Annotated in this window: 12 protein-coding genes; 5 read left to right on the forward strand and 7 right to left on the reverse strand. The window is 58.8% G+C overall.

Annotated features, from left to right (window positions below):
- Positions 1–24: 24 nt before the first annotated feature.
- The 5 genes from aceB to uraH are packed head-to-tail and all read right to left on the reverse strand — an operon-like array spanning position 25 to position 6,622.
- On the reverse strand, positions 25–1,626 hold the full coding sequence (gene aceB, locus OEU85_RS14495; RefSeq protein WP_262692226.1) for a malate synthase A: 1,602 nt from the start codon (positions 1,624–1,626) through the stop codon (positions 25–27).
- Between the two features lie 12 nt (positions 1,627–1,638).
- Positions 1,639–2,421, reverse strand: coding sequence for a xanthine dehydrogenase accessory protein XdhC (gene xdhC / locus OEU85_RS14500; protein WP_262692227.1), 783 nt, complete (start codon positions 2,419–2,421; stop codon positions 1,639–1,641).
- Between the two features lie 32 nt (positions 2,422–2,453).
- Positions 2,454–4,793, reverse strand: a complete 2,340-nt coding sequence (gene xdhB, locus OEU85_RS14505) for a xanthine dehydrogenase molybdopterin binding subunit (RefSeq protein ID WP_262692228.1) — start codon at positions 4,791–4,793, stop codon at positions 2,454–2,456.
- On the reverse strand, positions 4,786–6,264 hold the full coding sequence (gene xdhA, locus OEU85_RS14510) for a xanthine dehydrogenase small subunit (protein WP_262692229.1): 1,479 nt from the start codon (positions 6,262–6,264) through the stop codon (positions 4,786–4,788). Before xdhA ends, xdhB begins: the two co-directional genes overlap by 8 nt.
- Before the next feature lies 1 nt (position 6,265).
- Positions 6,266–6,622, reverse strand: a complete 357-nt coding sequence (gene uraH / locus OEU85_RS14515; protein ID WP_262692230.1) for a hydroxyisourate hydrolase — start codon at positions 6,620–6,622, stop codon at positions 6,266–6,268.
- Between the two features lie 263 nt (positions 6,623–6,885).
- Here uraH and OEU85_RS14520 point away from each other — a divergent pair, with 263 nt between their 5' ends.
- The 5 genes from OEU85_RS14520 to OEU85_RS14540 all read left to right on the forward strand — a co-directional run bounded on the left by OEU85_RS14520 (position 6,886) and on the right by OEU85_RS14540 (position 11,675).
- Entirely contained in the window at positions 6,886–7,593 is a 708-nt protein-coding gene (locus tag OEU85_RS14520) for a GntR family transcriptional regulator (protein WP_262692231.1), read from the forward strand.
- Between the two features lie 21 nt (positions 7,594–7,614).
- Positions 7,615–8,535 (forward strand): allantoinase PuuE, encoded by a 921-nt coding sequence (puuE, locus tag OEU85_RS14525; RefSeq protein WP_262692232.1) that lies wholly within the window; start codon positions 7,615–7,617, stop codon positions 8,533–8,535.
- Positions 8,532–9,047 carry a 2-oxo-4-hydroxy-4-carboxy-5-ureidoimidazoline decarboxylase gene (uraD, locus tag OEU85_RS14530; RefSeq protein WP_262692233.1) on the forward strand — a complete coding sequence of 172 codons (516 nt, stop codon included), beginning with the start codon at positions 8,532–8,534 and terminating at the stop codon, positions 9,045–9,047. The genes puuE and uraD overlap by 4 nt, the downstream gene beginning before the upstream one ends.
- A gap of 15 nt (positions 9,048–9,062) precedes the next feature.
- A complete protein-coding gene (gene alc, locus OEU85_RS14535) occupies positions 9,063–10,061 on the forward strand; it encodes an allantoicase (protein WP_262692234.1) in 999 nt (332 codons plus the stop codon).
- A 96-nt stretch (positions 10,062–10,157) separates the two neighbouring features.
- Positions 10,158–11,675, forward strand: coding sequence for a formylglycine-generating enzyme family protein (locus tag OEU85_RS14540; RefSeq protein ID WP_262692235.1), 1,518 nt, complete (start codon positions 10,158–10,160; stop codon positions 11,673–11,675).
- Here the strand turns inward: OEU85_RS14540 and pbpC are convergent, their stop codons facing one another.
- Positions 11,676–13,784, reverse strand: a complete 2,109-nt coding sequence (pbpC, locus tag OEU85_RS14545; protein WP_262692236.1) for a penicillin-binding protein 1C — start codon at positions 13,782–13,784, stop codon at positions 11,676–11,678.
- A 3-nt stretch (positions 13,785–13,787) separates the two neighbouring features.
- Positions 13,788–19,040, reverse strand: a complete 5,253-nt coding sequence (locus tag OEU85_RS14550; protein WP_262692237.1) for an MG2 domain-containing protein — start codon at positions 19,038–19,040, stop codon at positions 13,788–13,790.
- Between the last annotated feature and the right edge of the window lie 91 nt (positions 19,041–19,131).

Consider the following 19,131-nt stretch of genomic DNA (forward strand, 5'->3'; position numbering starts at 1 on the left):
ACTACTCTCTCGCTTGCGCGCCGCTCAGGCGTCGCCCCGGGGTTCATATTCAAGCACCAGCTCATAGGCCGGGCGGGTGAGGAACTCTTCCAGCTCATCATCCATCACCATGCAGCGGAACAGGGCCGCGGCGTCTTCAAGTCGCGCATTGCCGACAAACTCGCGCGCCTTCAGTTTAGCCACCTCTTCATCGGTAATCTCATCAAGATATGCGTCATCGATCACACGGTCATCGTCCAGCCTGGCGCCGTGCGTGCGCCACTGCCAAAGCTGCGTGCGTGAAATCTCCGCCGTCGCCGCATCTTCCATCAGGTTATGGATCGGCACACAGCCCATGCCGTCAATCCACGCTGAGAGATACATCAACCCCACAGAGATATTGCTTCGCACACCTTCTTCGGTAATCACGCCTTCGGGCACGGCCAGAAGATCCGTTGCCCTCACCGTCACGTCATCACGCAGGTTAAAAAGCTGGTTGGGGCCAGGCATGACACTGTCAAACACAGACCGGGCGGTCGGGATAAGGCCGGGGTGTGCGACCCACGTGCCGTCGTGACCGTTTTTCGCTTCACGTTCCTTGTCCGCCCTCACCTTGGCAATGGCTGCCTCGTTGGCGGCGGCGTCATTCTTGATCGGGATCTGCGCAGCCATGCCACCCATGGCGTGAGCGCCGCGCCGGTGGCAGGTCTTGATCAAGAGCTGGCTGTAGGACGACAGGAAGTGTTTGTCCATGCCAACCTGTGCACGGTCCGGCAGCACAAAATCAGGACGCCGCGCAAAACGCTTGATGAAGTTGAAGATATAGTCCCAGCGCCCGCAATTGAGGCCAACAATATGGTCCCTGAGCTCATAGAGGATTTCATCCATCTGGAAGGCGGCAGTGATGGTCTCAATCAGCACGGTCACCCGCACGGTGCCACGTTCCAGCCGGATATAATCTTCCGAGAAAGCGATCACATCTTCCCATAGCCTTGCTTCAAGATGGTGTTCCAGCTTGGGCAGGTAAAAATAGGGACCTACGCCGCGCGACAATTGTTCTTTGGCGCTGTGGAACAGGAACAAGGCGAAGTCGAAGAACCCGGCTGAGACAGGCTTGCCGCCCATACGCACATGTTTTTCCTCCATGTGCAAACCGCGTGGGCGCACGATCAGGGTCGCGGTCTCCTCGCCCAGTTCATACCGTTTGCCGTTTGCCGGGTTTGTGTAGCTGATAATGCCGTGGGCGGCGTCACGCAGGTTCACCTGCCCCGCCATCATGTTGGCCCATGTGGGAGTGGAGCTGTCTTCAAAATCCGCCATGAAGCAGTTGGCGCCCGAGTTAAGTGCATTGATAACCATCTTGCGGTCAGCGGGGCCGGTGATTTCCACACGGCGATCAAGCAGGGGCGCGGGCGCCGGGCGAACGTGCCATTCGCTCGCGCGGATATCAGCTGTTTCCAGCAGAAAATCAGGCAAATGCCCCGCATCCAGCCGCTTCTGAAACGCGGTGCGCGCGACCATCAGCTCACGCCGCCTGGCACCAAATTTCTCTTCAACTGCCGCGACAAATGTCAGCGCCGCTTCGCTCAGGATGTCAGCCGCCTCGCCTGAAGTCTGGCCGATGACCGTTAAACCGCCAATGTCCATGTTCCTAGCCCTTTAAACGTATCTGTTGAGCCGTTGCAGCAGCTCGGCGGCAACACTGGCCGCGATAATTTCCGGCTCCTTGCCGTTGATCCCCGGCACCCCAATGGGGCAGGTCAGCGCGCTCAGGCCGTTCTCGTCCACTACTTTTTCGCGCAGCAAGCGATTCTCGAACCGCGCGCGTTTGGTCTTTGACCCGATAAGTCCGCAATAAAGCGCATCCCCCCGCGCCAGCACCGCCTTCGTGATCTCATAATCAAGTTGGTGGCTATGGGTAAAGATAAGGTAAAGCGCTTGCGCGCCAGCACTTTTCACCACATCCACCGGCTCGCTTGCATGATCTGTGATCACATGCGGTTCTGTCACCGGCGGGAATTCATCATCCCGTGCGTCCACCCAGTATACGTTAAAGGGCAACGGTTTCAGCGCAGCATATACTGCCTTGCCCACATGCCCCGCACCAAACATATACAGGGGATATCTGACGCGTGCATTAAGCGCTGCGTCCCGACTTGCGCGCGCGCGGTCCGCATTCATTTTCTCAAGCGTCAAAACCACTGACCCACCACAGCATTGCTCCAGCAACGGGCCTAGCGGGTAGGTTTGTGTAGTGCGCTTTTTTTCCACGTCGGCTAGCAGTATACGTGCCTGCTGTATTGCCTGATACTCAAGGTTGCCACCCCCGATGGTACCCTCAGCACCGGTATCCGTGACCCACATCACAGTCCCTGCCTCCCGCGGGGCGGAACCCTTTGTCTCCGCCACCGTGACAAGCACGCCGGCAGCCCCAGCCCCCATATATCGACCCATATATTGATCAGGCGAGACCATCAGCCGCGCGCCTTGCCTTTCGCCGTCACCACGGCTTTCAGCACTTCCTCCGGCGTGGCAGGCGCATTCATCATCACCCGCACTTTATAGTCCGACGCGGCACACACAGCGTCAGCCAGCGCGAGGAACACAGAGTTTGCCAGCATGAACGGCGGCTCTCCCACAGCTTTTGACCGGTGGATCGTGGCTTCCACATTCCGGCCCTTGGCATAAAGCTCGATATTAAACTGTTCCGGCCGGTCGCTGCAGGCAGGGATTTTGTAGGTGGACGGCGCGTGCGTGCGCAGGCGACCGCTCTCGTCATACACGAGCTCTTCGGTGGTCAGCCAACCCATGCCCTGAATGAACCCACCTTCGATCTGTCCCTTGTCGATCGCAGGGTTGAGCGACCGGCCGGTGTCATGCAGGATGTCGACCCGCTCGACCTTATATTCCCCTGTCAGCGTATCAACGGTGACCTCCGACACCGCCGCGCCGTAACAGAAATACAGGAAGGGTCGGCCCTTGTGTTTGCTGCGATCATAATGGATCTTTGGCGTCTTGTAGAAACCCGTGGACGACAACGACACCCGGCCCAGATACGCCTCGCGCGTTAACTGCGCGAACGGTATTTCCCGGTTCTCCACATAAACATTGTTGTTGCGGAAGGTGACCCGATCCTTGGGGCAATCGTATTTATTGGCCGCAAAATCCACCAGCCGCGCCTTGATGCGCCGCGCTGCATCCAGTGCCGCCATGCCGTTAAGGTCTGAGCCTGAGGATGCTGCCGTGGCCGACGTATTGGGCACCTTCGCCGTTGTTGTCGCCGTGATCTTGATATGGTCCACATCGATCTGGAATTCTTCCGCCACCACCTGGGCGACCTTGACAAATAGCCCTTGCCCCATCTCGGTACCACCATGGTTCAGGTGCACGCTGCCGTCTGCATAGACATGCACCAATGCACCCGCCTGATTGAGATGCGTTGTAGTGAAGCTGATGCCAAACTTGACCGGGGTTAGCGCGATACCTTTCTTGAGGTAGGGGCTCGTTTTATTGAACTCCCGGATCGCCAAGCGGCGCGCCTGATAGCCTGCACTTTCCGCCAGCATGTCAATCAGTTCAGGCGCGATGTTGTCTTCAACCACCATGCCAAACGGTGTGGTGTTGCGGCCATCCGTGCCATAAAGGTTCGCGCGGCGTACGTCGATCGGGTCTTTTCCCAGCGCATGGGCAATCTGCTCGATCACATGCTCGATCCCCAGCATACCCTGCGGCCCGCCAAAACCGCGGAAAGCGGTGTTGGAGGCAGTGTGCGTTTTCAAGCGGTGCGAGGTGATCTCTATATCGCCAAGATAATAGCAATTGTCAGCGTGGAACATGGCGCGGTCGTTGATCGCGGGCGACAGGTCGGTCGACCTACCACAGCGCGAGGCCAGCTCAATCGCCGCCCCGGTGATACGACCGTCGTCGTCATAGCCAATATCATAGCCATAGCGGAAATCATGGCGCTTGCCGGTCATGATCATATCGTCATCGCGGTCCAGCCGCAGTTTGGCCGGGCGGCCGGTTTTCACCGCCACAAGGGCCGCCATCGCCGCAAACATGGCGGGGTGGGTTTCCTTGCCGCCAAAACCGCCGCCCATGCGCCTGACCTCAACCGTCACCGCATTGGTGGGCTTGCCGAGCACGTGGGCCACCAGATGTTGCACCTCGCTCGGGTGCTGGGTCGAGGAGAAGACATGCACATCGCCATCTTCCTGTGGCGCGGCAAAAGCAATCTGGCCTTCAAGGTAAAAATGGTCCTGCCCACCAATACGAAAGCTGCCTTTCAGGCGATACTTCGCCTTCTCAAGCGCGGCCCGGGCATCACCCTGCGCCATGGTTTGCGCGGGTTCAATCGCACTTTCCGCCGCCATAGCAGCATCAATGGTCGTCAGCGCGGACAACTCGTCATAGTCAACCGCCGCCAGGCTGGCCGCCGCGCGCGCGGCCGCGATGCTGGTAGCAGCGACGGCAAAAATCGGCTGACCGATATATTCCACAAGGCCATCGGCAAAGAGCGGGTCATCACCCGCGAACGGGCTGACATCATTATGGCCGGGGATGTCTTCAGCACTGATCACAAGCGCCACGCCCCTGGCCTTGCGCACAGCCGAAAGGTCCATCGCGGTAACCCGCGCGTGCGCTTTCTCTGACATGGCGACATAGATGTGCAACAGGTCCTTGGGTTCCGGCATATCGTCGATATAAACCGCCTCGCCCGAGACATGCTTGTGGGCGCTGTCGTGCCTCAATTCCTTATGCACCGCCCCCTTGATTTCGGAGAGCACCGGACCACTGCTGCTGGTATTACGCATGCCCGAGCTCCCTGTCACCCACAAGGCGGGTCTCAGCCTCGGCATCCAGCTCAATGAAAGCTTTCCTGAGCAGGTTTTGTGCGGCCATCATGCGGTAGTCCGCGCTGGCGCGCATATCGCTGATGGGTGCAAAGTCCTCCGCCAGAGCGGCCACGGCGGCTTCCATGTTATCCATAGTCCATGCCCTCCCCACGAGTGCTCGCTCGGCCATCGCCGCCCGCTTGGGTGTGGCTGTCATACCGCCATAGGCAATGCGGGCACCCTCCATCACACCAGCCTTTATTTCGAAACCGAAACAAGCACAAACGGCTGAGATATCCTGATCAAAACGTTTGGAGACTTTATAGGCGCGGTAGCGGGAATGCTCAGGCGGCAACGGCACCGAAATCCGGGCAACAAATTCGCCCGGTTGCAGGTCCTGTTTGCCGTAATCGATGAAATAGTCCTCAAGCGGCATGGTACGTTCAAGCGAGCCCATGCGCAGTGTGAGTGTCGCCCCCGCAGCAATCAGCGCCGGCATGCTGTCGCCAATAGGGGAGCCATTGGCAATATTGCCGCCAAGGGTGCCGCTGTTCCTGATCTGAACCGAACCGATCCGGCGGATAATCTCCCCCATATCCCCATAATAGCGCGCCAATACATCTATCGCATCGGTAAAGGAAGCTCCGGCCCCAATTTCAACCGATCGGTCAGTGACCTGGATATGCTTCAACTCTTCCACGTCACCGATATAGATAATCTGTGCCAGTTCACGGTGTTGTTTTGTCACCCACAAGCCAACATCCGTACCGCCTGCCAGGTACGTCGCATCCGGGTAAGCTAATGAAATGTCCGCTAAACCATCTATTGTTACAGGTGCGAAATAATATTTGTGCGTACCGGTAAGCTTGTCCTTGACGCTGAGTTTCAATGTGTCATGCCGCTTGAGCGACCTGAGCGCGTCAACACGGTCCTTCAACACACCCGCGTCCACAGGCAAGCGCATTTCCTCCATGCGTAGCCCCGCTTCAACGATCGGCCCATACCCCGTGCAGCGGCACAGGTTGCCCGCCAGTGCATCATTGATGTGAGCGCGGCCCCTGGCACCGCCTTCTTCATACAGCGCGTATAGCGACATGACAAAACCGGGCGTGCAGAAACCGCACTGCGAGCCATGGGTATCGACAAGGGCCTGCTGGACCGGATGCAAAGTGCCGTCCTTTGCCCTCAGGCTTTCAACTGTGATCAACTCCTTGCCGTCAAGCGTCGGCACAAACAGGATGCAGGCGTTGACCGCTCGGCAGCGAATACGCCCGTCTATCAACTCGCCCAGCACCACTGTGCAGGCACCGCAGTCTCCCTCCGCACAGCCCTCCTTGGTACCGGTGCGCGCCAGTTCATAACGCAGGAAGTTCAGCACCGTCGTTGTCGGGTCCGGGTTTGTGAGCTCATAATACTCACCATCAAGGAGAAATCTGACAGTCTCCGTCATATCAACTTCCCCGATACGTGCTGTAGCCGTATGGCGAGATCAACAGCGGCACATGATAGTGCGCGCCCGCATCGGCAAGGCCAAAGCGGATGGGCACAACATCCAGAAAAGCAAGCTCCGGCAGCACCGTGCCGCGCGCGCGAAAATAATCCCCCGCCGCGAACTCAAGCAGATATGTCCCTACGGTGAAGTCGGCACCCTCAAGGATCGGGCCGTCCACCCGACCGTCGTCGTTGGTGACCGCCTCACACAGCAACTGCTCGCTACCGTCTTCTGCCAGCCAATACAGCCTGATCTGAATGCCCTCTCCCGGACAACCGTTTGCGGTGTCCAGCACATGGGTGGTTAACCGTCCCATACATACGCCCCGTGGATTGGTTTGAGAAATCTCCACTTTCACCCTGACGGAAGCAACCAGCTTTGTAAAGAATATTATCAACAAAATAGATACTAAATTGTTGACAATTCATCGTCATAGGCCAGAATTCAGCGATAACGAAGCTTTCCGGTTGCGCCAAAACTGCACGCCCGCCGCTGAGTTTTTTTCTGGGTTGCGGTAAAACCCGAAAGGACGCTTGGAGGAAAAAAAAGAGTGTTACCAAGGGAATCAGGAACCAGACGATGACAAGACAGAAACCGAAAGAAGCTGCCCTGACGGAAGAGGACATCTGCCAGCGGGTACGTGACAGCGTACTGGAGCAACGCCTTGCGCCTGGCACCAAGCTGACGGAAGAGTCGCTATGCGGTGTCTTTGGCGTTGGCCGCACAACTGTGCGCCGCGCCTTCCTGCTGCTTTCTCGCGACAATATTGTGGAGCTGCAAAAGAACAAGGGGGCGGTAATCGCTTCACCCAGCCCCGATGAAGCGCAGCAGGTTTTTGAAGCACGTCACACGGTGGAGGCCGCCCTTCTCGCCCGCGCGTCAGAAGCTGCCGACACGAACGACATCCAAAACCTGCGGGGCCATCTGGCACAGGAGAAAGACGCACTGGCAAAAGCTGATATCGCGCGCTGGATACGCCTGACGGGAGAGTTTCACCTGCATGTGGCAAAGCTCGCGGGTAACACACCGATGTATCATTTCCTTGAGCAACTGGTGTTCAGAAGTTCACTCATTATCACACTATATGGTCGACACGGCCAACCAGTGCAAAGCTGCACAGGAGATGAACATACCCGCCTTGTGGACACGCTGGAGCGACGCGACATTGTGGCCGCACAGGAAATACTGACACACCACCTGAACGACATTGAAGCGACCCTCAGGTTTGAGCGCGCTGCAGGCGGCGATGATCTGCACCAGATATTCGGCATGGCGCGTGCCAGCTGACAAAAGCATGAAAGCGAGACAATGACGGACAATTACCCGCGCGACCTGAAAGGATACGGCGAACACGTGCCGCATGCAAACTGGCCCGGTGGCGCGCGCATCGCGGTGCAGGTCGTACTGAATTATGAAGAAGGCGGTGAAAACTGCGTGCTGCACGGCGATGCAGGCGCGGAAACCTTCCTCTCAGAGATTGTCAGCGCCCCTGTTATTGAAGGCGCGCGGCACATGAGCATGGAATCCGTTTATGAATACGGCAGCCGCGCGGGTGTGTGGCGGCTGTTGCGCCTGTTCGGGAAATACGACATCCCCGTCACCATCTTCGCGATCGCCGAAGCATTGAAACGCTACCCCGAGATGGCCAAAGCCTTCACGGATCGCGCCTATGAAATCTGCTCCCACGGGCTTAAGTGGATCAATTACCAGAATATACCGGAAGAGGTGGAGCGCGAGCATATCAGGGAGGCCGTGCGTATCATCACTGAGGTCACCGGCGAGGCACCGGCAGGCTGGTATACCGGCCGCACCAGCCCCAACACCCGCCGGCTGGTAGCTGAGCATGGTGGTTTTCTTTATGACGCAGACGATTATTCCGATGACCTGCCCTTCTGGTCACGTATGGAAAATGGCGCGCATCTGGTTGTGCCCTATACACTGGATGTCAATGACATGCGCTTTGCATCCGTGCAGGGCTTCAATTCGGGGGACCAGTTTTTCTCCTACGTGCGCGACGCGTTTGATACGCTTTATGCCGAGGGCGCAGACAGCCCCAAGATGATGAGCATTGGCCTGCATTGTCGCCTGATTGGCCGGCCGGGGCGAATCCGCGCGCTGGAGCGGTTTTTTGAATATGCACGCAGTTTCAAGGATGTCTGGTTCTGCCGCCGGGTGGACATCGCACGGCACTGGCGTGAGCACCACCCCTATGAGGGAGACGGCAGATGATACTGAGGGAGCGCCCATGCGACCTGAGCCATGAGCAATTCCTTGAGCTTTATGGCAGCATTTACGAGCACTCCCGCTGGGTGGCGGAGGGCGCGTGGGCCAAGCGTGGCGACAAAAACCTCAATAGCGTGGACGGGCTTCACAGCGTAATGGCTGACGTAGTGAACGCCGCCAGTGAGGAACAACAGGAACGCCTGATTTGCGCTCACCCGGACCTGGCCGGCAAGGCCGCCGTTCGCGGGGAACTGACCGCCGAATCAAAAGCTGAGCAATCCGGCGCCGGGCTTGATGCCTGCACACCCGCAGAGTTCAACGAGTTCCAGAGCCTGAACAAAGCCTACAAAAACAAATTTGGTTTCCCCTTCATCATCGCAGTGAAGGGGCACAACCGCCACAGCATTCTGGCGGCCTTTGGCGCGCGGCTAAACCATAACCGCGAACGTGAGTTCAAGGCCGCCATCAATGAAATTCACAAGATAGCCCGCTTACGGCTTGAAGCTTTGGCTACGTGAAAGAAAGAACAACCCATGTCTGACACCGTACCCCCAGCCTTCACACGCAACTGCATCAACCTCGCGAACCCGCGCCTCGGTGCCAAAGTTACCTTCGCAAGCGATGATTTTTTTGCCGATAAGGCCCGGTTGATCGACCCCGCGGATGCTGTGTTCATCCCCGGAAAATATGACGACAACGGCAAGTGGATGGACGGCTGGGAAAGCCGCCGTAAGCGCGGCACAGGCTATGACCACGCTGTCATCCGCCTTGGCGCGCCCGGCACCATCAAGGGATTTGACATCGACACAAGCCATTTCACCGGCAACTTCCCGCCTGCCGCCAGCATTGACGCTTGCATCTCAAATGAAGATGTGCCCGGCTCAGGCGCGGTCTGGACCGAAGTGGTCGCCTCTATCAGCCTTAAGGGTAACAGCCACCATCATGTGGCATGCGAGAGCAAGACGCCCTGGACCCATATCCGCCTGAATATCTACCCGGACGGTGGTGTGGCACGCCTGCGCGTGTATGGCCTGATGCACAAGGACTGGGCTGGCTTTGACGCGGATACCCGCATCGATTTGCTGGCGATGGAAAACGGCGGGCGCGGCATTGTCGCCAATGACGAACATTTTGGCGCTCTCTCGAACATCACCTTGCCGGGCAAGGGCCTTAACATGGGTGACGGTTGGGAAACCCGCCGCCGCCGTGAACCGGGCAACGACTGGGCGATTGTGGCACTGGGCCATGCAGGCTCGATTGAAGATATCCTTGTGGACACTGCGTTTTTCAAGGGTAACTTCCCCAGCCACATTTCGCTTCAGGGCGCGCTTGTGGCGGGCGGCACAGAAGACAGCCTGCCGGTGCAAAGCCAGTTCTGGCCTGAAATTCTGGACAAACAACCGCTGACCGCTGATGCCGAACACCATTTCCGCCCGGTGGCAGGCACCGGACCCATCAGCCATGTCCGCATCAACATATACCCGGACGGCGGTATCAGCCGTCTACGCCTTTTTGGTAAAATCAGTCGGTGAACACACTGATATTTCTGGCATCCCGACCCATTTTCACCCTAGAATTTCGCAACAGTTTTTATGTGATGATGCAACCTTGGTGAAGTGGGGCACTGGATGATCAGATATATCGCGCTGATAACGCTGAGTTTTATACTAATCGCAATGGCGGACCCGGCCGAGATGGACATGAGCTCCAGGGATGCGGCACCCACCCTTGAGGCCGCGATTGAGGCCATCGACGCCGGTCGTTTCCGCCTTGCAGATGAAATCCTTACCTCACTATTGGAAGAAAACCCCCACAATCAGGAATATTACTATCTGGCGGCCCGCGCCGCCTATGGCAGTGGGCAATACCGCCGCGCAAAAGACCTGATCGAACGGTATCTGTCGTTTCACGGGATGGGCTATGCTGCAGATGAGGCCGTGAAACTGAAAGCATCTATCGAAGAGGCGCTCAGAGCATTCAGCGCGTCTGAAAAAGCGGCATTTGACTACGCCCAGCGACAACACACCATATTTGCCTATGCAGCCTACCGCGACGCCTATCCCGCCAGCGCAAATGTCGAACAGGCAGATTTCCTGAGTTACCGGCGCGCCAAAGAAGTGAATGTGGAAATCTCCTATCTGCGTTACCTGAATTATTGGCCCGAGGGTAAATTCAAAGCGGACGCTGAACGCAGCGCCGACCTGGCCGCGTTCCGCGAAGCGCGGCAACAAAACACCGTCGAAAGCTACCAGGGCTATCAGACAGCCTACCCGCGAGGTGCCTATGTTTTGCAGGCGTCTGACCGTGAGCAAACCCTCGGGTATAGCCGCGCCACCGCTGATGGTTCTGTTGCTGCCCTGCAAGCCTACCTTGCCCGCTACCCGATGGGGTCATACCGGGGCGAAGCGCAAAAAGCGCTGAATGCCGCCAAAACACGTGCGCCCTTGCGGGCTCTTTCTGGCCCCACGGTCAATATTCCCCCAGGGTTTTTCATCTATCGCCCACAGGCGCAGCCCGGCAAACAGGCGGCACCAAAAACGTTCGAGCTCACCGCGCCCTTTACCGCCATGGCCTTTGAGGTAACCTTCGATATGTGGGACGCGTGTGTGCGTGATGGTGCCTGCTCCACTGAGGGCCCGCGCGACGAAGGCTGGGGCCGGGTCGGGCGGCCGGTTATCAATGTGACCCGCGCGGATGTGGCGACCTATACCGCATGGCTCAATAAAAGCTGGCAGGCAGCGGGGGGTACAGGCCGGTGGCGTCTGCCAAGCGAAGTGGAATGGGCTTATATGGCGCGCGGCCGCAACAGTCAGATTACTGCCCAAAAAGCAGCCTTCGACAAGGCATCGCAAAACTGCCTTGACTGCGATGACCGTCTGGGGGCGGACGCAACCTTCCCGGTTGGGCGGGCTGCCCCCAACAGCTTCAGGCTCTATGACATGCTCGGCAACGTCGCCGAGTGGGTGGACGACTGCTGGGGGCCAGAGTTTGGTGCGGCACCCCTTGTGGAAAACTGCCAAAGCGGTGTGATACGCGGTGCGACAAACCTCACAGTGCCGATGCTTCTTGCCATGCAGGCGCGTCAGGAAATGGCCTTTGATGCCCGACATAAATTTGTCGGCTTCCGGCTGATAAAGGTGGATTGACTAGCGCAAGGCGTCGCCTGCAACGGCACGAATGGTGGCGCTGCTGCTCTGGCCGCCAGCATCCCTCACCGTAATCTGGTAAAAGCCCTCACCCTGAAGGGCATAGCTCGCATGGCGCGACCAACGATTGGTATCAAGCGGCTGTCCGTCCACAAACCACTGAAGTGGTCGCACCCCCCCTCCGGCGACAAGCGATAGCGGCATATTCTCCTTTGGCATTTCAACTACGCTGCCCGTCAGGGGAAAGGTTATGGCAAGGCGCTCAGACCCCGCGCCCGCCAGCATGAGCCGTTCAGGCCGGTCAAAATATTTGAGGGCTGGTGGCAGAGCAGCAAAGCTACGGCTGTCACCGGGCGCGGCCGCCCATTCCGGCGTTCCAGCGGCAGGCAGGCGGTCAAAGACGTCAAAAAGAATGGGAGCTGCGGTGCTGGCGCCAAAATGACCGGGCAGGGGTGTGCCGTCCGCCCGGCCAACCCAGACACCCACGGTATAGTCGCCGTCATATCCAACGGCCCATGCGTCCCGAAAGCCGTAACTTGTTCCGGTTTTATAGGCGACACGGCGTGCGTGGCCCTGGTACGCATCCGGCAAACGATCTTCCGGCGGACGGGCGGACGACAGGATATTGGACAAGGTCTGCCGTGTGGCCGCAGATAACATCTCACCGAAAGGGGGCACCTCAACCGCCGCCTGCCCAGCGTCAAAAACCAGTGGTAACACCTGGCCATCGCTGGCAAGTCCCGCATACAGTTTCACCAGCCCCTCAAGCGACATACCAACACCGCCAAGGGCAACAGCTAGGCCAGGCATCTCCTCCCCCGGCAGGCGAAACGTAACCCCGTGATCACGCATTTTTTCAGTGAAGGCCACTGGCCCAAGCCGGTCAAGCACCGCCACCGCTGGCACGTTGAGGGAACGCACGAGTGCCTCTCTGATGGATATCTCACCATAATGCCGGTCCATGAAGTTGCTGGGTGCATAGGTGCCGAAGCGCCGCTCTTCATCACGCACACGGGTCTCTGCATGCGCAAGGCCGCGATCAAAGGCCATGCCATAAATGAAGGGTTTGAGGGTTGAACCAGGGGATCGTACAGCCGTTACCATATCCACATAGCCGAGCCGCGCCCGCTCGCCAAAGCCGGCGGAACCTACATAGGCCAGCACATGTCGCGTACGGTTGTCCACCACCAGAATAGCCGCACTGGCATGGCGGTGCACCGCGCCTGCCCGCACTCTGACAAGGCGTTCGAGCTCTGCCTGCAAGTCATAGTCCGTGGTAGTGACCACAGCCTCTTTGAGACCGCCGCGCAGCAGCCGGGCCGCAAGGTGAGGTGCCATCAGCTCGGCCCTGTGCCGTCGTGCGGGCACCGGCGCACTGAGGGCAAGATCACGCAAGTGCGGATCAAGACCGATTTCACCAGCAACCCGATCAAGCACCTTGTTGCGCGCATGACGAGCGCGGGCCGCGTGGCGGTCGGGCCTGAAGCGGGTTGGCGACTGGGGCAAAATCACCAGAAGCGCTGCCTCGTCCGGGGTGAGGCGGGTGCTGTCATGGCCGAAATAGGCGTCAGACGCTGCCTTGATGCCTTCGATGTTGCCACCAAAGGGGGCGAGTGTGAGATATATCTCCAGTATTTCATATTTGGTAAAACGCCGCTCCAGCTGCCACGCGCGAAACATCTCCACGAGTTTGCTTGTAACGGTTCGGGGGCGCGGCTCCAGCAAGCGTGCGGTTTGCATGGTGAGTGTCGACGCGCCAGAGACGATTTCACCATTTGCTGCCGCCTGCCAGGCAGCGCGTGCGAGCGCAAGAAAATCCACGCCACCATGCTCGTAAAAGCGCTTGTCCTCATAGGCAACCAGCATATGAAGATAAAGCGGGTCTACCTCTTCGGTGGTTACCGCGCGGCGGATGAGGCCGTCCTCAACGGTGAAAATCCGCATCAGACGCCCGTCGGCCGCCCGCACTTCTGCTGAGGTCGCGTGGTAGCGCCCCATATCCGGTGGGTAAATCCGGTCGAGCACGCGCACACCGACAAGCACCAGGAGGACGCCAAGAACCATCCCCATAAGGCCCCATTTACGGTATGCCCACAACCCGGCCAGCATGGCTTATTTCCCCACTTGTATGCGGTGCACTGACCCTTGCGCATGGTACTGGGGCTTGTACATGTCCTCGGCAAAAGCCCCTGGCATGACATAGTCTCCCGGGGTAACCGCCCGCACCACATAGGCAAGCCGGAAGCGATTGTTGCGCCAACCTGACCAGGTTCCCAGCTTGACGACACCGACAAAACGATCGTCACGCGCATCGGTAAATTCGACAGGCGAAAGCGTAGGTAGAAACTTGAATGAGGAAACGTCCGTCGTCTCGATCTCAAGCCCCGCAGGTAACATGTCCACCACAAGAGTCTCACGCACGGCAGCGGCCGTTGCCACCCCTTCTATCAGCACGACGATCCGGTCATTGCGTTTCACCCGATTCATGTCGACCGGCTTGCCATCCATGTCAAAATACGCCCGGCTAACGCGCAAACCCTCTTCCGCAGGTTCGGGGGCTGCGACCGGTACACCGCGCAGCGTTTTCACCGCCCGAATAGCCCTGTCACTTGTGTTTGCCACCATAAGAGCACCGACAGGCACCTCGTCACCGATCTCGCCCGACCAGAGGCCCTTGGCCGCACTGACTGTATCGTCATTCACCCTCGCCGTCAGTTGGCCGTTGCCTTCACCCGCGAAGGCCGCGGCCGCACGGGCAACCCAAGCCATTTCCTGTGTGCTGAGCCAGCCGTCTTCCGCTACCTCACGTTCAAGGATGTTCGCAAGCTCTGCCATATAGGGTGCTGTCGGCATAACCTCGGCGAGCAGTGCCGCGAAGGCAGCGCGGTCGCGCAGGTCCGTGCCATAGTCACCGTAATAATTGGCATCGCGCGCGCTTTTGTGTGCCCGGGCAAACAAATCTTCCGCCGCCTGACGCTCGCCCACATGGCTGAGGGCCGCTGCTACCTGGGCCCGCGCCAGCGGGCTGTGTAGCTTTGCGGCAAACTGGTCTGCGAAGTATCGTACTTCACTGGCCGACACATCGCCCACGCGTGCCAGTACATAAAATGCATAGGCCTGTGCTTCAATGTTCCCGCGCCCCCGGCGGGCAATCATCCGCTTCAGCCTCATTAGCGAGAGTTTTGTGGTCGCGTCGGGCACATCAAAGCCTGCCTCTGCCGCGTGCAGCAGGAAGTCAGTGACATAGGCGTCGATCCACTCGTTGCTGCTCCCGCTCAATGACCAGACACCAAAACTGCCATCACCTTTCTGACGGTCAAGAAGCATCACTATAGAGCGCTCCACAAGGTTATCCGCGTCGGATTTACTTCCGGGCAGGTCATAGAGCCGCGATAACTTGCCGTAATAGAGCGCAGGGATGGCACGCGATACCGTCTGCTCGCTACACCTGTAACCATAGGCATTCAACGTCCGCATCATACGGTCTGCCTCAAGGTTGGGACGCGAGGACAGTGTAAGCTGGCCCGAAGTTGTAATCTTGTAAAACGCATCCATATCGGTGGGCGCGATCTCCATCCTCTCCCCCGGCGCAATGCCCTCGCTGGTGCGTCTGGTGGCATAAGGCCATGCCGCGCGAACGGTGATGCCCCAGTCACGCCTGATATCATCTGCGTCACTGCTTGCCAGGGTCAGATGCAGGCTGGCATCCCCCGGCATAACACCGGTCACTTTAACAGGCAGGTCGCGCCGTTCCTTGTGTTCAAGCGTGAAGCTGCTCTCCGCGCCTGCCGCCAGTTCGACAGCCTCGCCGTCGCTCCTGAGCATGACACGTACGTCAGATGCTGCACCTGAAAGATTTTGTACACTCAGGGTAGCCTCCGCACTATCACCGGGCGCGAGGAAACGCGGCAAGATCAGTTCAGCCACAATTGGCGTGCGCACGGTCAGGGCACCTTCGCCGACCCCCACCATGGTCGCGCCATACGCCACCGCCATCAATCGCAACCGGCCAGCAAAATCAGGCAGATCAAGATCAACCATGGCAGCGCCGTCTTTGCCAAGCGTAATATCGCGGCGGAGAAGCGCCACAGTACGCGAGGTACGCGTGATGGCGGCAAACAGGTTGCTGGCCTCATCTTTCGTCATCATCCTGCGCGAACCCGAAACAACCACAATGTCACCCCCCGTGCGCAAGGTGCCACGCGCGCCTTCTTCCGGCCTGATCAGGCGGCCATATACATCGCGCAAATCCATTGAGAAGGCGCGCTGGCCGTAATAAAACGCGTCCGGGTCCGGGCTGTTAAAGCGCGTGATATTGAGGATGCCCTCGTCCACCGCCGCCAGGATAACTTTCATCTCCTCGCCCGGTTGCCCGCCTTTCACATGGATTGGCAGGCTGACCGTCTTGCCCGGCAACGCCACTTCTGGCGCGTCAATCTCAAGTTCAACCACGTGGCCTTTGCGGCCGACCGAAAACCACGCAAGGCCGGTTGCCCGCACCGGAAGGCGCGAAAGTTCACCTGCGCCGGGGCGAAGGGCTGTTGCCAGCACATAAGCGCCCGGGCCCCAATCCTCCGCAACCTTGAAATCAAATGCGCTGCCATCTTTGTCGAGCGTGACCAGTTTGTGTTCTACCAGACGCTCATTCACGATCGTGATCAAAGCACGGCCTTCAAACGGGGCTTTCACAAAACCACGCAGCCGATCACCGGCCCTGAGGGCAGTGTCTTCAAGCGTCAACTCAAGCGCGTCCGGCACGTCGGGTGAGGTAACAGCAGACCACCAACCCACATGAAAGCGCGTGCTAGAGGCCGATTTACCGGCCTCGTCAAACACATCAATGCGGTAGCGACCACTGCCAAGCATGCGCGCCAGCGAAAGTGTGCCCTCTGCACCCGTCACCACAGCTTCCTCGGCAATCACTTCATCAACGGTGGTGCTGCGGAAACGCCAGCTTCCGTCAAGCCGGTACCAGTTATATTGATAATGCTCACGGACCCACACGGCTGTCAGTTGATGGTCGGCCAGAGGCTTGCCTTCCGCGGACAGCGCTACAATGTCAATGTTCGCCTGTTCATCCGTATCGAAACCGGCGCCGTCTCCCGCCTTGACGCCAAGCATAACCGGGCTTTGGCGCACCGGCAGCAAAACCGTATCTGCAACCGGCCTGCCCCCGACATCAACCACTTCAGCCCGAAGGCGCGCCCGAAGCGCCTGGCTTGTATCCGGCAATGGCGCAAAGGCCACCGAAACGCGGGCATTGCCGCTTTCGCCGGTGACAAAATCCTGCCGGTTTGGGGGTGCTGGTTTATAGTCTTCCTGTACCAGGCCAAAATGATAGGCGGGATATTCAGGGAACGGCAAAGGGTCGCGCTCCAGCCTGACATCAAGGATGCCGGAAAGATCGGCACCCGGCGCACCATAAAGGAAATCCGCCTGCACGCTGGCAGACACTGGAGTGTCACCCGTGACGTATGTCTCTGTGGTTTCCAGGGTGGTGCTCAGCCGTTCAGGGACAAACTCGTCTACGGAGAAACGCACCTCGCCAACACTCTTTTCTTCATCGTCGGCATAAAGGGCTGCGCGCCACAATCCCGTACGGGCACCAGGTGACAGGGAAAGGTCGTACGCGTAACCACCAAAGCGGTCACCGGTCAGGCTGGTTTTGACAGCCTCCATGCCATCAGGGCGAAAGACCTTGAAGGTAAGGGGAAGCCCAGCCACTGCAGCCGCACGCGCGCTGCGCATCAGCGCGGAGACATGGACCACTTCGCCGGGACGGTATATTCCCCGTTCGGTAAACATATAGGCGTCAAGCGGTCCCGCTGCCTTGCGGCCGCTTGTACCCCGATCACTCAGGTCAAGCGCCGGGCCGTCAAGCGTGAGGAACGCATAATCGCCTTTATCGGTTTCCGCCACAACGACGGCCGGGCTGGCACCCCCCTCACCGCGCAGCAGCGCGGGGCCAAAGGCGGCGTGACCACCGCGGTCGGTCTCAAGCGTCTTGAGGATGCTGTTGTCGCGTGCCACCAGCGTCAGCTTGACATTCCTCTGGGCTTTTGTGGTCGCGAGCGAGTGAACAAACACATGTAGGCCATCGTCACCCGACAGCGTCATCATGCCAAGGTCGGAGATCAAGAGCCACTGCGCCTGGTGCTCATAGCGGTAGCGCTCATTCTTGTCTTCGGCCGGGTCCGCGGCGACCAGTGCGTAAATACCGGGGCCCTTGTCGTCAATCAGGTCGCGTACCGGCACCAGTGTCGTGACGTCCTTGTTCGGCACATTCTCGACATCCATCGCCCCTTCCCATATGAGGGTGCCATATTCGCTGTCGAGGCGATTTTCGCTCCATTCGTAAAGCGCATCGCTTTTCACACCACTGTTGAGGAGGGGTACGAGACCACGATCGGACACCCGGTACAGTTTCAGCTTCACGCCGCTCATATTGACCGTCTTGAGCGGGACCGTTTCGTCGCCCACGCGCGGCAAAACATAGGTGCCGTTACCAAAGTTGATTCGGGCTTCGCGGTTCGGCACCACGACAGTGCGGCTGACATCGCTGTGGAGGCGACTGCCACCAGCCCCCATAAGCCCCGCCAGCACGGTTACCTTGAACTCCTGCCCATAGGCGAGGCCCCCCATACAAATGCGGTTACCGTTCGCCCGCAGACTGACATCCAGCCCGCCAGGCAAGCGAACATAGTCTTCCACCTTCGCAGTCGTGCCCGCCATCAGGTTTTCGGACAGAATGATACAGGCGGTCGGTGAAAAAGCCTCCACATCAACGGAAACATCGGTGACACGCAGGGCAAACTGCGCCTTGACCGCGTCGCGATAGGCTCGCCGCTCCTTGGTGTCGTCCAGCGTTAGCGCATAATCGAGCAGATCAACAGCATGCTGGCCGCGCTCTTCCTCGCGAGCGTGGGTTGCCAGGCGCTCCAGCGCCAGTGCTTTATCCTTGTCCTTCTCTGCCAGTTGGTAGGCCTGCCAGGCGGCGGTCGCCGCATCGTCGCTGCGACCCACTTTGGCAAAGCCCTGTGCCGCCATCAACCAGCTCTCCGGTGCGTCCGGGTGTGCGGCCAGCTCCAGCTCTATCCTGTTGTTTTTTACAAACCCGGCGACATTCTCCTCAAGGGACTTATGCGCAAGCACTTCCCTGAGGCTCATGCCATCAATTTTTGCATCCACCTGTAAGGCTTCCAGACGCAGCTTGAGAGACTGTGTATGCTCCAGCAGGCGTGCCGCCGCCCCGCTCCGGTCTTCAACCTCCGGCACGCCACTTGTCACAGCGGCCTGAACGTTCGCGGCTACAAAAAAAGCCGGCAGGATAAAGGCGATGAAAAAGCGGGCGAGATAGCGGCGCATAACGTTCCCCATAAGACTAGCTGAACCCTTCCCCTACTGTCAGGGCTTAGGGGAGTTTCGACAACAATTATGGTGAAAAAACGAAGGCGCG

The sequence above is a fragment of the Kordiimonas aestuarii genome (genome assembly GCF_025574465.1).
Classification (GTDB): domain Bacteria; phylum Pseudomonadota; class Alphaproteobacteria; order Sphingomonadales; family Kordiimonadaceae; genus Kordiimonas; species Kordiimonas aestuarii.

What these genes read in the sequence shown, in the direction of transcription:
- aceB (WP_262692226.1), bottom strand. Translation starts at nt 1,626, where the DNA reads ATGGACATTGGCGGTTTAACGGTCATCGGCCAGACTTCAGGCGAGGCG.
- xdhC (WP_262692227.1), bottom strand. Translation starts at nt 2,421, where the DNA reads ATGGGGGCTGGGGCTGCCGGCGTGCTTGTCACGGTGGCGGAGACAAAG.
- xdhB (WP_262692228.1), bottom strand. Translation starts at nt 4,793, where the DNA reads ATGCGTAATACCAGCAGCAGTGGTCCGGTGCTCTCCGAAATCAAGGGG.
- xdhA (WP_262692229.1), bottom strand. Translation starts at nt 6,264, where the DNA reads ATGACGGAGACTGTCAGATTTCTCCTTGATGGTGAGTATTATGAGCTC.
- uraH (WP_262692230.1), bottom strand. Translation starts at nt 6,622, where the DNA reads ATGGGACGGTTAACCACCCATGTGCTGGACACCGCAAACGGTTGTCCG.
- OEU85_RS14520 (WP_262692231.1), top strand. Translation starts at nt 6,886, where the DNA reads ATGACAAGACAGAAACCGAAAGAAGCTGCCCTGACGGAAGAGGACATC.
- puuE (WP_262692232.1), top strand. Translation starts at nt 7,615, where the DNA reads ATGACGGACAATTACCCGCGCGACCTGAAAGGATACGGCGAACACGTG.
- uraD (WP_262692233.1), top strand. Translation starts at nt 8,532, where the DNA reads ATGATACTGAGGGAGCGCCCATGCGACCTGAGCCATGAGCAATTCCTT.
- alc (WP_262692234.1), top strand. Translation starts at nt 9,063, where the DNA reads ATGTCTGACACCGTACCCCCAGCCTTCACACGCAACTGCATCAACCTC.
- OEU85_RS14540 (WP_262692235.1), top strand. Translation starts at nt 10,158, where the DNA reads ATGATCAGATATATCGCGCTGATAACGCTGAGTTTTATACTAATCGCA.
- pbpC (WP_262692236.1), bottom strand. Translation starts at nt 13,784, where the DNA reads ATGCTGGCCGGGTTGTGGGCATACCGTAAATGGGGCCTTATGGGGATG.
- OEU85_RS14550 (WP_262692237.1), bottom strand. Translation starts at nt 19,040, where the DNA reads ATGCGCCGCTATCTCGCCCGCTTTTTCATCGCCTTTATCCTGCCGGCT.